Genomic DNA, 14,387 nt, shown 5'->3' with positions numbered 1-14,387 from the left:
CGCCGCTCAGCCGCGAGACGTCGTACCGCGCGGCGCCCTCCGGCCGACCCGTTCCTGCCGGGTCCAGCCCGACCAGCCGCGTTCCTCCAGCAGCGCCTCCAGTCGACGTCCTCCGGGCACGGCGTCGAGGGCGATCGAGTCGAACAGCTCGACCAGCCCTGCCTCCATCCCGTCCGCGGAGCCGCCGGTCCAGTCGGCGTGGTGGTCGAGCAGGGTGGCGATCTGGTCCGCAAGGCCGGGCAGGCGCGGGTCGTCGGCCGCCCACTCGCGGTCGACCGCCTCGCCGATCGCTCTCAGGACGCCGACGAACTCCGGATCGTCGAGCAGCCGGCTCTTGGCCGTCATCGCCCACGCCACCTGCTCCGGCGACAGCACGGCAAGGCTGAGGATCCAGCTGTCCCGCTCGATCTGGACGATCCGCTCGGAGATGCCGAGCGCACGCCACCGGTCGAGGTAGGCGGCGCCCTCCGGCGGCAGGGCGAGGCTGTCACCGGCGGCGAGCCGCGCGATCCGTTGCCGGTGCCGTTCCCGGTCCTCGATCTCCGCGCGGAGCCGCGCGTCGATCTCGGCGACGGCGGCCGCGAACTCCTCCTGGCCGGCGCCCAGCAGTTCCTGGACCCGGGCCAGCGGCACGCCGGCCTCCGCCAGGATCTTGATCCGGATCAGGTCGACGGCGGCCTGGGCGTCGTACCGCCGGTAGCCCGAATGGTCCCGCTCGGGCTCCGGCAGCAGGCCCTTGGCGTGGTAGTGCCGCACGGCGCGCGTCGTCACTCCCGCGTAGGACGCGAGCTGGCTGATCGTCAGCATGGGCCCAGTTTCCCCTCTCGTCCTCGGTCTACCGCACCGGGACCTTCCCGAGCTGACGTCGCGCCCACAGGTACCCGGCCAGGCCGATCGCCACGCACCACCCGACCGCGAGCCATCCGTCCGACCCGACCGGTGTGCCGGCCGTGAGTGCCCGGAGCGTCTCGATGATCGGCGTGAACGGCTGGTGCTCCGCGAAGTGCCGCAGCCCCGCGGGCATCTGCTCCGTCGGCACGAAGCCGCTGCTCACGAACGGCAGCACCATCAGCACGAGCGGGGTGTTGCTCGCCGTCTCGACGCTGCCCGCCGCCAGGCCCATCGCGACCGTCAGCCAGGTGAACGAGAACGCGAGGAGCAGCACCAGGCCCGCGGCGCCGAGCCAGCCGGCAGGCCCGGCGTCGGACCGGAAGCCGAGGGCCACCGCGAAGAGGATCATCACCGACAGGCCCAGCACCGTGCGGGTCACGGCGCCGAGCACGTGCCCGGTCAGCACCGAGACCCGGGCGATGTCCATGGTGCGGAACCGGGCGAACATTCCGCCGGTCTGGTCGATGGCGACCGAGACGGCGGTGCCGTTCGCCACGCTGGCGATCGTCATGACCCAGATGCCGGGCACGATGTAGGTCAGGTAGTCCGCCCGTGTGCCCCCGCCTGCGACGGGGAGCCCCGCGCCGAGCGTGCCACCGAGCACGTAGACGAACATCAGCAGGAAGACGACCGGGATGGCGATCAGCATGAGTGCCATCGACGGGTAGCGGCTGAGGTGCCGCAGGTTGCGGCGAAGCATGGTCATCGAGTCGCGGACTACATAGGGGGCGCTCATCGTGCGGTCATCTCCTGGGTCGTGTCGGTGCTGGGGTCGGCTGCGGCGGGGTCGGTGGCGGCCACGGTGTGGCCGGTGAGCGCCAGGAACACGTCGTCGAGGTTGGTGCTCTCGCCGGGCACCTGCGCCTTGAGCTCTGCGGGAGTGCCCTCCGCGACGAGCCTCCCGGCGTCGAGCACGCCGACCCGGTCGGCCAGGGCGTCGGCCTCCTCGAGGTACTGGGTGGTGAGGAGCACGGTGACGCCGTCAGCCACCTGCTCGCGGACCACCCGCCACACCTCCCGCCGGCTGCGTGGGTCGAGCCCGGTCGTCGGCTCGTCGAGGAAGATCAGCCGGGGTCGGGTGATGAGGGTCATCGCCAGGTCCAGACGGCGCTGCATGCCGCCGGACCACGTCAGGGTGCGGCGGTCGGCGGCGTCGGCCAGGTCGAACCGGTCGAGCAGCGCCGTCACGTCACGGGCAGCCGTGGCCCGGTCGAGATGGGTCAGGTCGGCCATGAGCCGGAGGTTCTCCCGTCCGGTCAGGAACATGTCGATCGCCGAGAACTGGCCGGTCACACCGATCGCGGCCCGGACCCGGGAGGACTCGCGGCGCAGGTCGTGGCCGGCCACGCGCAGTTCTCCGGCGTCGGCGGTCAGGAGCGTCGAGAGGATGTTGACCATGGTGGTCTTGCCCGCGCCGTTCGGCCCGAGGAGCGCGTAGACGGTGCCCGCGGGGACGGCGAGGTCGACACCGTCGAGGACGTGGTGGGCGCCGAAGGACTTGTGCAGCCCGGTGACCTCGATCGCCGGAGCGGTGAGCCTGCCGGGAGCGGCTGCTCCGGGTGTGTGCGCTGTGGTCATGACCGCAGCGTGCAAGGTTGCCGCAGGGGCAAGGTCAAGTCCGTCCCCCACCGACGGCGCCGGCTGACGCGGGCGGCCTGAGGCGGTCGGCCCGAGGCGGTCGGCCCCGGAACCTCGGACCGGCTCGGGCCACGGGCCGAGTAGGATCCCGGCGTGCTCCGCCCCGCCACCTCCGCCGACCTCGACGACCTTGCCGCGTTCCTCCGTTCCGCCGACCTGACGGTCGCCGCCCTCGCGGAGCCTGCCGTCCACCTGTGGCTCGAGCGCGACGAGGCAGGCGCCGTGCGCGCCACCACCGGGTTCGAGCTGGGGGCGGCCGGCGAGCACGCGCTGGTGCGCAGCGTCGCCGTCCGGCCGGACCTGCGGGGCGCCGGGGACGGGCTGCGCCTGGCACGCTTCGCCCTGGACCGGGCCGCCGACGCCGGCGCGCGCCAGGCCTGGCTGTTCTCCCGCCGCTCCGGCGGTTTCTGGCAGAAGCTCGGCTTCGCGGCGACGACGACGAGCGACCTCGCCGCGGCGCTGCCCGACGCCCACCAGGTGCGGCTGTTCCGATCGACCGGCCAGCTCGACCACGAGGTCGCCTGGCACCGGCCGCTGCCGGTGCGCGACAACGTCGTCGTCTAGTCCCGGCGCCCGGCCCCGGCGTCTGGCGCCCCGTGCCGCCGCCTGGTACCGCCGCCCGAGCCGCCCGTATAGTCTCGGCCCATGAGGTCTCCAGAAGCATCCAGGTTCGGGCTGCCGGTACTCCGGTAGCCCGAGATGCCCCTGTAGAGACCGTCGAGGCTCCGCCTCGTCCACCCGTTCCGCCGTGACGTCCGGCGAGCGGGACGTCGTCCGCGCATCCGAAGGGCCCCCGTAGTGCCGCTCAGGCCTACCCGTTCCCCCTTCTCGTCGGAGGCGCTCATGCCTGTCCTGCTCTACGTGCTCGCCGTCGCGGTCTTCGCGCAAGGCACGTCTGAATTCGTCCTCGCCGGGCTCGTGCCCGGCATCTCCACCGACCTCGACATCTCGATAGCCCAGGCGGGCTACCTGACCTCGGGCTTTGCCGTCGGCATGGTGGTGGGCGCACCGCTGACGGCCGCGCTCGGCCGCCGCCTGCCACCCCGCTGGACCCTGTCCGTCTGCCTCCTCGTCTTCGTGGGCGCACACATGGCCGGTGCGCTCACCGACCAGTTCGCCGTCCTGCTCGGTACCCGGTTCGTGGCCGCCGTGGCCAACGCCGGCTTCCTCGCCGTCGCTCTCACCACCGTGACGAGGTTCGTCCCGCCGGGCAGGCAGGCCCGGGCGCTCGCCGCGATCCTCAGCGGCACGACGCTCGCCCTGATCGCCGGTGTGCCCGCCGGCGCGTTCCTCGGCGAGCTCTGGGGCTGGCGCTCGGCGCTGTGGGCGATCGCCGGGGTGTCGGCGCTCGCGCTGGTCGCCGTCGCCACCCTGACGCCGAGCAGGCTCGGCCCGCAGGAGCCGCACGCACGGGTGGACCTGCGCGCCGAGCTCGGCGCCCTCCGCTCGCCCGACCTGCTGTGTCACCTCGCGCTGGGCGTGCTCGTGAACGGTGCGACGTTCTGCGCGTTCACCTTCCTGGCGCCGCTCGTGACGGACGCCGCCGGGCTCGGCACCGCGCTGGTGCCGGTGGTCCTGGCACTGTTCGGGCTGGGCGCCTTCGCCGGCGTCTCGGCGGCGGGCCGCCTCGCCGGCGCGCACACGCGCCTCGTGCTCGGCCTCGGCATGCCCGCCCTCGTGGCCGGATGGGCGCTGTGGGCGGTGCTCGCGTCGAACGCGCCCGCGGTGTGGGCGCTCGCGCCCGTGCAGGGCGCGCTGTCGTTCGCCGTCGGTGGCACGCTCATCGCCCGAAGCATGGCAGCCGCCCACGGCGCGCCGACGATGGGCGGCGCCTACTCGACGGTCGCCCTGAACCTGGGCGCCCTGGTCGGGCCGGTGCTCGGCGGCCTGGCGATCGGGCCGCTCGGGCTCACGGGACCGGTGCTGGTCAGCGCCGCGCTGGCCGCTGCCGCCGTCGTGCTCTGGTGCGCGGCGGGCCGACGTCGGGCGGCCGCTCCCCTGGGCTGACCAAAGCTGGGCTTACCGAACCTGGGCTGACCGAGACCCCCGCGCTTGGCAGACTTTTCTGACCATGCACCTGCTGCCAGGACGAAACCCCTCCTGGCAGCAGGTGCATGGTCGCCCGCCGCCCCATCGGGGGTGGCCAACGGTGCCCGTCGGGTGCCGAGCGGGTCAGCCCTGCCGGGTGGGGCGCACCACGATCTCGCCGATCTCGACGTCCCGCGGCTGCTCGACGGCGAACGCGACGGCCCGCGCCACGGCGTCCGGCGCGATGCCCAGGTCGGCCATGTTCCGCCGCACCTCCTCCCTGACCTCCGGGGGCATGTCCATCGAGTCGACCAGCTCGGTGCGCACGTAGCCGGGCGAGACCGCGGTGGTGCGCAGCACGCCGTCCGTCGACTCCTGGCGCAGCCCTTCCAGCAGGGTGCGTACCGCGTTCTTGGTGGCCGCATAGAGGGCCTGGGTGGGCACGATCTTCAGGCCCGACGTCGAGACGGTGGTCACCAGGTGCCCCTCGCCCTGTCGGCGGAACACGGGCAGCGCGGCCGCTATCCCGTTCAGGACGCCGTTCAGGTTGACGTCGATCATGGCCTGCCAGCCGTCGACGTCGAGGTCCGCGATCGGGCTGAGCCTGCTGATGCCGGCGTTGCCGACCAGCACGTCGAGCCGGCCGAACTCGTCGACGGCACTCCGGACCAGTGCGTCCAGATCCTCGCGTCGTGTCACGTCGACCGCCTGGGCCACGGCCGCGCCGCCGTCCTTCCGGATCCTGCGCACCACGTCGTCCAGCCGGTCGGTCCGCCGCGCGCCCAGGACGACGCGTGCCCCCCGCTCCGCGAGCAGGACGGCGGTGGCCTCGCCGATGCCGCTGCTGGCGCCCGTGACGGCGACGACCTTGCCCTGGATCCCTCCCCCGATCCCTGGCCGGATCCCGGTCCCGCTCCCTGCTGTGCGCTCCGTCATGTGTCTGCTCCTCGACGATATAGTGGACACGTGTCCGCTTCTTCGAAGTTACCGGACACGTGTCCGTTTGTCGAGCAGCTGGGGAGCACATGGTCAGGAACGCCCGCAAGGACGCGCTGGAGAACCGCGCCCGGATCGTCGAGGCGGCCCGCCAGGAGATCGCGTCGTCGAACACGACGGAGCTCCGGCTGAACGCGATAGCCAGGGAGGCCGGCGTGGGGCAGGGCACGCTCTACCGGCACTTTCCCACGCGCGAGGCGCTGCTCGTCGAGGTCTACCGGCAGGAGGTCGACGAGCTCGTCGAGCTCGCACCCCGGCTGCTGGAGGGCGCCGAGCCCGTGGACGCCCTCGCACGCTGGTTCGACCGGGTGGCCGAGTACGCCCGCGTGAAGCGGGGCGTGCTGGCCGCCGTCGAGGCGTCGGTGTCGCGGGACCTCACGACGCACAGCCTGGGCCCGATCGGCGACGCCCTCACGGTACTGCTCCACGCGGGCAAGACCGCCGGACAGGTGCGCGACGACGTGGACGCCGGCGACGTGATCATCCTGATCGGCTACCTCTCCCGGCTCGACGAGGACGAGTGGGACCGGCGCGCGCACCGGCTGCTGCGCGTCATCCTCGACGGCCTGCGCCACCGCTGACCCACGCCCGCTTTCCGACCGCACAGGGTGCCATCCCGGTTGCGCGACGCGCGGGCACAGCCCGCGAGGTTCAGACCGCCAGCCCTCTGGCCAGCAGTCTCAGCGCCGACTCCGAGCCCGACCCGCGCGCGGCGGTGTGTGTCAGGAGCCGCTGCCCGTGGGTGTCGGGCAGGTGCAGCGCCTCGAAGTCCAGCTGGAGGTCACCGACCACCGGGTGGTGCAGGTGCTTGGTGCCGCTCGAGCACTGGCGCACGTCGTGCCGCGCCCACAGCCGCGCGAACTCGGGGCTGTGCATGCTCAGCTCGCCGATCAGCTCGGCGAGCGCCCGGTCGTCATGATGCTGCACGGCGGTGTACCGGAGCGAGGCGACGGCGAGCGCCGCCTCGTCGTCCCAACGTCGGTAGAGCTCCCGCGTGTGCGGGTCCAGGAACAGCAGCCGCATCTGGTTGGGACGACCGGCGGGGGCCGACGGCGCTGCCACGTCGAGGTGCGACGCGAGCAGGGCGTGCCCCAGCGGGTTCCAGGCGAGGATGTCGTTGCGCCGGCCGAGCAGCAGAGCCGGCACGTCGGGCATGGAGTCGAGCAGACGCACCGCTCCCGTGCTGGGACGCTCGGCCGGTGCGGCACGGCGGCGTCGGGCAGGGGCGGGACGAGCGAGCGCGAACAGGTGCGCCTGCTCGTCGTCGTCGAGGCGGAGCGCACGGGCGAGCGACTCGACGATCGAGTCCCCCGCGTTCACCGACTGCCCCTGCTCCAGGCGCGTGTAGTAGTTGACGGAGATGCCGGCCAGCTGCGCCAGCTCTTCCCGGCGCAGGCCCGGCACCCGGCGGTCGCCCCAGGCGGTCAGGCCGACGTCGGCCGGGGTGACCGCGTCCCGCCGTGTCCGCAGGAAGTCGCCGAGCTCATTGGTTCCCGGGCTGGCAGCCTGCCGGGCGCCCGACCGCTGCCCTGCGGGCGGCGCCGGTCGCTCCGTCGGCCGTCCCACGTGTCGTTCCGCTCGGCTCGGCATGGTCCCAGTGTCGCTCGTCCCGCGGCCGGCAGGGTGCCCCTGCCAGGGGTACGCAGCGCCGGGGAATGGTTGCGTCGCCCGGGCGCGGCGATCGTCGTCGGCATGAGCACCTCTCCGGCCGGTCCGGCACCGGCACACCAGCCCGCCACCGCCACGACACGACCTGGCGCACCCCGCCGCGAACGCCTCGCCCTCGCGGTCCTGCTCACGGCCAGCTTCACCCTGGCCGTGGACTTCTCGATCCTGAACGTCGCACTCCCTCAGATCGGGGCCGACGTCGGCTTCGCACTGCCCGACCTGCAGTGGATCGCCACCTCGTTCGCCGTCTGCGCCGCGGGACTCACGCTGTTCTTCGGCCGCACGGCCGACCTGTTCGGCCGGCGCCGGCAGTTCCTCGCGGGCATCGCGCTGCTGGGCGTGGCGTCGCTGGTGGGCGGACTCGCGGACGTGCCGTGGCTGCTGCTCGCCGCCCGTGTCGCGCAAGGGGTCGCCACCGCCGCCGTCACCCCGGCGGCACTGTCCCTGATCACCACCTCGTTCGCGGAGGGTCCGCTGCGGGACCGGGCGCTGGGCCTCAACGGTGCGCTGATGGCGGCGGGATTCACGTCGGGCGCCGTCCTGGGCGGGCTGTTCGCGGGCCTGGTCAGCTGGCGGTGGGCGTTCTTCGTGAACGTGGCCGTCGCGCTAGCGGTACTCGTCGTGGGGCCGCTCGTGCTGCGCGAGACGCGGGAACCCCGGCGGGCCCCGCTCGACGCACCCGGGGCGGTCACCGTCACGCTCGCGCTCGCGGCAGGTGTCTACGGGCTGACGCAGGCCGCGGAGCACTCGTGGTCAGCACCCGGCAGCTGGGGCGCCCTGTCGCTCGCGGCGGCGCTGGTCGCAGTGTTCGTCGCGATCGAGCGCCGGGTCGCACACCCGCTGGTCCCGCTGGGCATCCTGGCACGCCGGAACGTGGGCTGGGGCAACGCCGCGGGGCTCGTGGCATTCGCGACGGAGACGTCCCTCGTCTTCCTGCTCACGCTCTACCTCCAGGAGGTCCGGGGGTTCGGCCCGTTGCATACCGGGTTCGTCTTCGCGGTGCTCGGAGCCGGAACCGTGCTGGGCGGGATGGTGGGCCCCCGGGTGATCGGTGCCCTCGGCGGGCGACGGGCGATGGTGCTGGGTCTGGTGGTGCAGGCCGCGGCCACGGTCCCGCTCGCGTTCCTGTCGGCGGTCCCGGGGTGGCTCGCGATCCTGCTGGCCCTGGCGTTCGTGGGCGGGGTGGCGAACCTCGTCGCGATCGTGGGGTTCATGGTGACGGCGACCGCCGGGCTCCCCGATCGCGACCAGGGTCTCGCGACCGGCCTGACCACGATGAGCCAGCAGGTCGGCATCGCGCTGGGGACCCCGGTGATGTCCGCCGTCGTCACGGCCGTGGCTCACGACGGCGGGACGCCGCTCGGCCTGAGCGTGGCGATCACCGTCAACGCCGGGCTGGCCCTGGTCGCAGGCCTCGTCCTCGTGGCTGCCCTGCGGTTGTCCGGCCGGCCGACCGATGCGTGAGTGCGCACAATTGGCACGCTTTTTCGGCGAGGCAACTGCTGCTCCACGAGCCATCGTCCCAAGTAGTGGACGGTTTTTCGACCACATCGCGGGCATGCCTACGATCCAGGCTAATCATCCAGAGCGGTCGAGAGTCCTGGCTCAACGACACCGCAGCAACCTGCCTCCGGATCGCCACTGCCGGGCAAGGTGCTAACGCCAGGTCCGATGGAGCTGATACGCATGGCAGTCACGCACACGCACCTTTCCCCCGCCACGATCCTGGGCTACCCGCGCATCGGCCGACGCCGCGAGCTCAAGCGGGCCGTCGAGGCCTTCTGGGCCGGGCGCACCACCGGCGACGAGCTGGAGGCCACCGCCCGAGACCTACGCCTGACCACCGCACGTCATCTCGCCGACCTGGGCCTGGCCGCCGACGGCGGCGCCGTCCCCGGCTCGTTCTCGTTCTACGACCAGGTGCTCGACACCGTGGCCCTGCTGGGCGCGGTGCCGGAGCGGTTCCGGGACCTGGTGCCCGGGGTCTCGACGGGTTCGACCGGGTCGACCGGCGCGGGCGCGCTCTCCCTGGCGGGCTACTTCACGCTGGCCCGCGGTGAGGGTGACAAGCCGCCGCTCGAGATGACCAAGTGGTTCGACACCAACTACCACTACCTGGTCCCGGAGATCGGGCCGGACACCCCGATCGGGTTCGTGGACGACCGAGCGGTGCGCCAGTTCACCGAGCTCGCCCGCCCGGCCGACGGCGGGCAGGCCGTCGTGACCCGCCCGGTCCTCGTCGGCCCGGTGACGTTCCTGCTGCTCAGCAAGCCGGCCGAGACCGCCCCCGACGGGTTCCGCCCGCTGGACCGGCTCGACGACGTCGTCGCCGCCTACGCCGAGCTGCTGCGTGCGCTCGCCGCCGCGGGCGCGCCCTGGGTGCAGCTGGACGAGCCCGCCCTGGTGACCGACCTGCTGGACGTCCCCTTCGACGAGGTGGCCGACGCCGTCCGCCGGGCCTACACGCGGCTCGCGACCGACCTCTCCCCCGCGTCCAGCTCGGACGGTGCGGGCGGCGCGGGCGCCGCGGAGCGTCCCGCGATCCTGGTCACCGCGCCGTACGGCGACCTGCGCAGCGCGGACGGCGACGGCCTCGCGCTGCTCGCCGGCACCGACGTCGAGGCCATCGCGGTCGACCTCGTCAAGGGCGCCGTACCCGACGGCCCGGTCCCCGGCCTGGCGTCCAAGACGCTGGTCGCGGGCGTCATCGACGGGCACAACATCTGGGGTGCGGACCTCGACGTGCGGCTCACCACGCTGGAGAGCCTGTCCGCCCTCGGCGCGGGCGCCGTCGCCGTCGGGACCTCGACGTCGCTGCTGCACGTGCCGCACGACGTCGGCGACGAGCCCCGCCTCGACGCGGACCTGAAGTCGTGGCTCGCGTTCGCCGACCAGAAGGTCGCCGAGGTCGTCACGCTGGCGACCGGCCTGACCCAGGGCCGGTCGGCGGTCGCCGACACCCTGGCGCAGTCCGTCGCGGCGGTGCGGTCGCGGTCCCAGGCGCCCGGCGTCGTCGTGCCGGAGGTCCGGGACCGGACCGCGGCCCTGACCCCCGCCGACGCCGAGCGCGCGCCGTACGCCGAGCGCGCCGCGGCCCAGCAGGCGCGGCTCGACCTGCCGCCGCTGCCGACCACGACGATCGGCTCGTTCCCGCAGACGGCGGAGATCCGCCGCACGCGCGCCGCCTGGGTCCGCGGGGAGCTGTCCGACGCCGAGTACACCGCAGCCATGCGCGCGGAGATCGCCAGCACGGTCGCGCTCCAGGAGGAGCTGGGCCTCGACGTCCTGGTGCACGGCGAGCCCGAGCGCAACGACATGGTGCAGTACTTCGCCGAGCAGCTCGACGGCTTCGCGACCACGGTGCACGGCTGGGTGCAGTCGTACGGCTCGCGCTGCGTGCGGCCGCCGATCCTGTGGGGCGACGTGTCGCGGCCCGCACCGCTGACCGTGGACTGGACCGCGTACGCGGCGTCGCTCACCAGCAAGCCCGTCAAGGGCATGCTCACGGGTCCCGTGACGATCCTGGCATGGTCGTTCGTGCGCGACGACCTACCGCTGGGCGACACCGCCGACCAGGTCGCGCTGGCGCTGCGCGACGAGGTGACAGACCTGGAGGAGGCGGGGATCGGCGTCGTGCAGGTGGACGAGCCCGCGCTGCGTGAGCTGCTGCCCCTGCGCCGGTCCGCGCACGCCGACTACCTGGACTGGTCGGTGCGTTCGTTCCGCCTGTCCACCGCCGGCGCAGGTACCGCCACCCAGGTGCACACGCACCTGTGCTACTCGGAGTTCGGGCAGGTCATCGGCGCGATCGACGGCCTCGACGCCGACGTGACCTCGGTCGAGGCGGCGCGGTCTCGCATGGAGATCGTGCCCGAGCTGGCCGACGCGGGGTACGGGCGCGGCATCGGGCCGGGCGTCTACGACATCCACAGCCCGCGCGTGCCGTCCGTCGCAGAGGTGACCGAGCTCGTGACGCTCGCCGCCAAGGCGATCGACCCGCGGCTGGTCTGGGTCAACCCCGACTGCGGGCTCAAGACCCGCGGGTACGCCGAGACCACGGAGTCGCTCCGCAACCTGGTGACGGCGACGCGCGAGGTCCGCGCCAGCCTCTGACCCCGCTGCCGCTGACCCCGCTTCCTCTGACCCCGCTGCGGGCCGTCGGGGACGGTCGAGGTCAGCGCGGGCCGCCGAACCCCTGCACTTCGAGGCCTAAGCTTCTCCGCTCTGAAGCGTTTCAGAAGCGAGAAACTTAGGCCTCGAAGAGGGTGCGGGTGGGAGTGCGGGACGGCGGGACCGGGTGCGGTCAGGGTTTTCTTGGGGTCAGCCCACGCGCCACTTCTGGGCCGCCGTGCCGTTGCAGGTCCAGATCTGCAGCTGGGTGCCGTTCGCGGTATTGCCGTTGGGGGCGTCCACGCACTTGTTCGCGAGGATCGAGACCAGGTCCCCGGCACCGCTGAGCGTGAACCGCTGGGCCGCGTTGCCGCTGCAGTTCGCGAGCTGCACGGCTGTGCCGTCGGCGGTGTTCGCACCGGCGACGTCCATGCACTTGCCCCCGGCGCGCAGGGTGCCGTCGGAGTGGAAGGTCCAGCGCTGCGCCGCCGTGCCGTTGCAGGTCCAGAGCTGCAGGCGCTTACCGTCCGTGAACTCGGAGTTCGGCACGTCGATGCACTTGCCGCCGGGTCCGATGAGCGCCTGTCCCCCGCCGCCGGACGTCGTCGTGAGCTGCAGTCCGTAGGTACTCAGGATCGGGTTCAGGGGCTGGTAGATGAACCGGCCGCCCGAGGAGCAGTCGCCGATCCGGCCGGAGGTCACGCCCTGCGCCTGGTCCCCGGAGAGCACCGAGCCGCCCGAGTCGCCGCCCTCGGCGCACGCCGAGCCGGTGGCCATGCCGGGGATGTCGCCGTTGCCGTAGTTGATGGTGACGTTCTTCTCCTGGATGACGCCGCAGCGCCAGCCGGTCGTGCGGCCCGACCGGCACACCGCCGCGCCGATCCCCTGCTCGGCGGAACCGGCGACCGCGGCGGTCCCGCCCGCGTAGTTGTTCACCCGCGGGGTGGGCGTCCAGTTGCTGTTGGTCGCCACCCACGCCCAGTCGCGGCCCGGGAAGACCGACGCGCGGTAAGTGCCGAGCGCCGCGCCGTCGGGCGCGTTCACGGGGTTGCCGGCCGCGCCGCAGTGCCCGGCGGTCACGAACCCGCCCTGCACGGCGAAGCCGATCGAGCACAGGGTGACGAACCCGTCGCCGGTCGGCCGGTGGAACTCGTCACCACCGCGGATGTCGCGCGCGAGCTCCGGCGCGACCTTGGACCTCTCGACCCGCACGACGTCGGCCGGCAGGTCCGCCTCGGCGATCATCGCCCTGGCCGCGGCGACGTCGGCGGCCTGGACGACCACCTCGTTCGTGGTGGGGTCCGCGTACCAGGAGTGCACGGTGTCCGGCGCGCCCACCTCGTCGAGCGCCTCCTTCCACGAGGTGAGCGCCTCGAGGCTGTGGTCGACGACGACGGCGTCGGCGCCCGCGCGCTCCGCCACCTTGGCTGCGGCGTCGCTGGTGACGGCGACGCGCGGGGCATCAGCGCCTTCGGGCAGCCAGGTCCCCGCGTAGGTGTCGCCGAGCCGGGCGGTGAGGTGGGCCTCGACGATCGCGGCCTCGGCGTCGAGCGCCAGCCGACCGGGGATCTCGGCCCGCGTGAGCCCGAGGTCGCGCACCATCGCACGGACCTGGGCGTCGGGCAGCTTGCTGTCGGACTGCTGTGTGGTGCCGGACTGCTGTGTGGTGCCGGACTGCTGGGTGGCGGGCGTCTCCGGGGGCTGCGCTGCCCCCGCGGCGCCGGCGCCGGTGAGCGCCGTGCCGACCATCAGCGCCGCCGCTGACAGCGCTATCAAGGAACGGGACGTTCTCAAGGTTCGTGACATGGTGTGCTCCTCGTTCAGGCCTGGGGAACCTCGTGTGCCTGGGAGCGTATTGACGCCGCGTCACCACCAGAACGGGTGGGACGGCGTCGTGTGGAAAGTACCTATCAGTCCCCTATGCCCGGCTGTGCCTCCGCCAGCTGCGCACCGGGCCCGCACGAGCGGCCCCTGACGCGCGGGCGGCCCACCTGGCGGCCCTGGGCGTGGGGGGTGTCACCCCGGGGCGAACCCCACCTCCACGGCCGGTGTCAACGGGGCCGCCGCTCCCCGCTTCCCCTCGGCACCACCCGGGTCGGCAGCACCACGAGCTCCACCGGCCGGTCGGGGTCGGCGGACCGCGCGACGGCCAGCTCGGCGGCCCGGCGGCCCATCTCGACGGCGTCGTACGCCACGACGGTGATGCCCAGCAGGTCGGCCAGCTCGAAGTCGTCGAAGCCCACCACGGCCACCTGGTCGCCGCCCGGCGCGTCCCGCAGCGCCTGGAGCGTCCCGACGGTCGCCCGGTTGTTGGCGGCGAGCACCGCCGTGGGCGGCTCCGGTGCCGCGAGCAGGTCGACGACGAGGTCGCGGGCCGCCGCGGCGTCGTGCGCGCCCGAACGGAGCCACCGCTCGGCGTCGGGCACTCCGGCGTCGCGCATGGTCGCGAGGAACTCGGCGCTGCGCTCCTGGTAGGTCCACAGGTGGGGCGCGTCGCCGACGAAGGCGATGCGGCGGTGCCCGTGCTCCAGCAGGTGCCGGGCGGCCGCGCGCGTGCCGCCGCGGTTGTCGATGACCACGGTGTCCACGTCCATCCCGGCCGCGGGCCGGTCCACCACGACGACGGTCAGGCCCGCGGCGATCTCGCCCCGCAGCGCCGAGTGGTCGGCGCCCGCCGGCGTGACGATGAGCGCCCCGACGCGCCGTTCGAGCAGCTCGCCCGTCAGCGACCCCTCCCGCTCGGGGTCCTCGTCGGACGACGCCGTGAGCAGCTGCAGCCCGTGCTCCCGCAGCTCCCGCTCGATGCCGCTGGCCAGCGCGGAGTAGAACTCGTTGGCGAGGTCCCCGGTGATGAACCCGACGAGGCGTGAGAAGCCGCCACGCGCGAGGTCGGCGGCCACCGCGTTGCGCCGGAAGCCCAGCGAGGTCGCGGCGTCCAGCACGCGCTCACGCGTGGCGTCCGCCACGTTGGGCTCGCGGTTGAGCACCCGGGACGCGGTCTTCAGGCTCACTCCCGCGGCCTCGGCGACCACTGCCAGCGTCGGACGACGATTCAT

Annotated in this window: 12 protein-coding genes and 1 riboswitch; of the genes, 5 read left to right on the top strand and 7 right to left on the bottom strand. The window is 73.5% G+C overall.

The genetic code is table 11. The annotated features are described in order from the left end of the window. Positions 1-6: 6 nt before the first annotated feature. The 3 genes from LUU90_RS10870 to LUU90_RS10860 are packed head-to-tail and all read right to left on the bottom strand — an operon-like array spanning position 7 to position 2,469. A complete protein-coding gene (locus LUU90_RS10870) occupies positions 7-807 on the bottom strand; it encodes a MerR family transcriptional regulator (protein WP_275003439.1) in 801 nt (266 codons plus the stop codon). 28 nt (positions 808-835) lie between these two features. Beyond that, on the bottom strand, positions 836-1,627 hold the full coding sequence (locus LUU90_RS10865) for an ABC transporter permease (protein WP_275003438.1): 792 nt from the start codon (positions 1,625-1,627) through the stop codon (positions 836-838). Further along, complete coding sequence (locus LUU90_RS10860; protein ID WP_275003437.1) at positions 1,624-2,469, bottom strand: ABC transporter ATP-binding protein; 846 nt, start codon at positions 2,467-2,469, stop codon at positions 1,624-1,626. Before LUU90_RS10860 ends, LUU90_RS10865 begins: the two co-directional genes overlap by 4 nt. A gap of 153 nt (positions 2,470-2,622) precedes the next feature. Here LUU90_RS10860 and LUU90_RS10855 point away from each other — a divergent pair, with 153 nt between their 5' ends. Further along, positions 2,623-3,093 (top strand): GNAT family N-acetyltransferase, encoded by a 471-nt coding sequence (locus LUU90_RS10855; protein WP_275003436.1) that lies wholly within the window; start codon positions 2,623-2,625, stop codon positions 3,091-3,093. 279 nt (positions 3,094-3,372) lie between these two features. Further along, the gene (locus LUU90_RS10850) at positions 3,373-4,536 is read left to right on the top strand and encodes a Cmx/CmrA family chloramphenicol efflux MFS transporter (RefSeq protein ID WP_275003435.1); all 1,164 of its coding nucleotides are present in this window, start codon (positions 3,373-3,375) and stop codon (positions 4,534-4,536) included. A gap of 165 nt (positions 4,537-4,701) precedes the next feature. On the opposite strand, the gene LUU90_RS10845 is transcribed toward LUU90_RS10850, so the two are convergent. Beyond that, entirely contained in the window at positions 4,702-5,493 is a 792-nt protein-coding gene (locus tag LUU90_RS10845) for an SDR family oxidoreductase (RefSeq protein ID WP_275003434.1), read from the bottom strand. An 89-nt stretch (positions 5,494-5,582) separates the two neighbouring features. Between LUU90_RS10845 and LUU90_RS10840 the strand changes: the two genes are divergently transcribed. Beyond that, positions 5,583-6,134 carry a TetR/AcrR family transcriptional regulator gene (locus LUU90_RS10840; protein WP_275003433.1) on the top strand — a complete coding sequence of 184 codons (552 nt, stop codon included), beginning with the start codon at positions 5,583-5,585 and terminating at the stop codon, positions 6,132-6,134. Between the two features lie 70 nt (positions 6,135-6,204). On the opposite strand, the gene LUU90_RS10835 is transcribed toward LUU90_RS10840, so the two are convergent. After that, positions 6,205-7,143: a helix-turn-helix transcriptional regulator gene (locus LUU90_RS10835; protein WP_275003432.1), complete on the bottom strand. Its 939-nt coding sequence runs from the start codon at positions 7,141-7,143 to the stop codon at positions 6,205-6,207. A 102-nt stretch (positions 7,144-7,245) separates the two neighbouring features. Between LUU90_RS10835 and LUU90_RS10830 the strand changes: the two genes are divergently transcribed. Both LUU90_RS10830 and metE read left to right on the top strand, forming a co-directional pair. Further along, positions 7,246-8,685: an MFS transporter gene (locus LUU90_RS10830; protein WP_275003431.1), complete on the top strand. Its 1,440-nt coding sequence runs from the start codon at positions 7,246-7,248 to the stop codon at positions 8,683-8,685. Positions 8,686-8,796: 111 nt separating this feature from the next. After that, a riboswitch (SAM riboswitch) is annotated at positions 8,797-8,899 on the top strand. An 8-nt stretch (positions 8,900-8,907) separates the two neighbouring features. Further along, entirely contained in the window at positions 8,908-11,334 is a 2,427-nt protein-coding gene (gene metE / locus LUU90_RS10825) for a 5-methyltetrahydropteroyltriglutamate--homocysteine S-methyltransferase (RefSeq protein WP_275003430.1), read from the top strand. Between the two features lie 207 nt (positions 11,335-11,541). On the opposite strand, the gene LUU90_RS10820 is transcribed toward metE, so the two are convergent. After that, positions 11,542-13,137 (bottom strand): ricin-type beta-trefoil lectin domain protein, encoded by a 1,596-nt coding sequence (locus tag LUU90_RS10820; protein WP_275003429.1) that lies wholly within the window; start codon positions 13,135-13,137, stop codon positions 11,542-11,544. A gap of 245 nt (positions 13,138-13,382) precedes the next feature. Further along, a complete protein-coding gene (locus LUU90_RS10815; RefSeq protein ID WP_275003428.1) occupies positions 13,383-14,387 on the bottom strand; it encodes a LacI family DNA-binding transcriptional regulator in 1,005 nt (334 codons plus the stop codon).

The organism is Promicromonospora iranensis (assembly GCF_028994775.1).
Lineage (GTDB): Bacteria > Actinomycetota > Actinomycetes > Actinomycetales > Cellulomonadaceae > Promicromonospora > Promicromonospora iranensis_A.
Note: the sequence above shows the minus strand (reverse complement) of the source record. Positions and strands in the feature narration are given on the sequence as shown.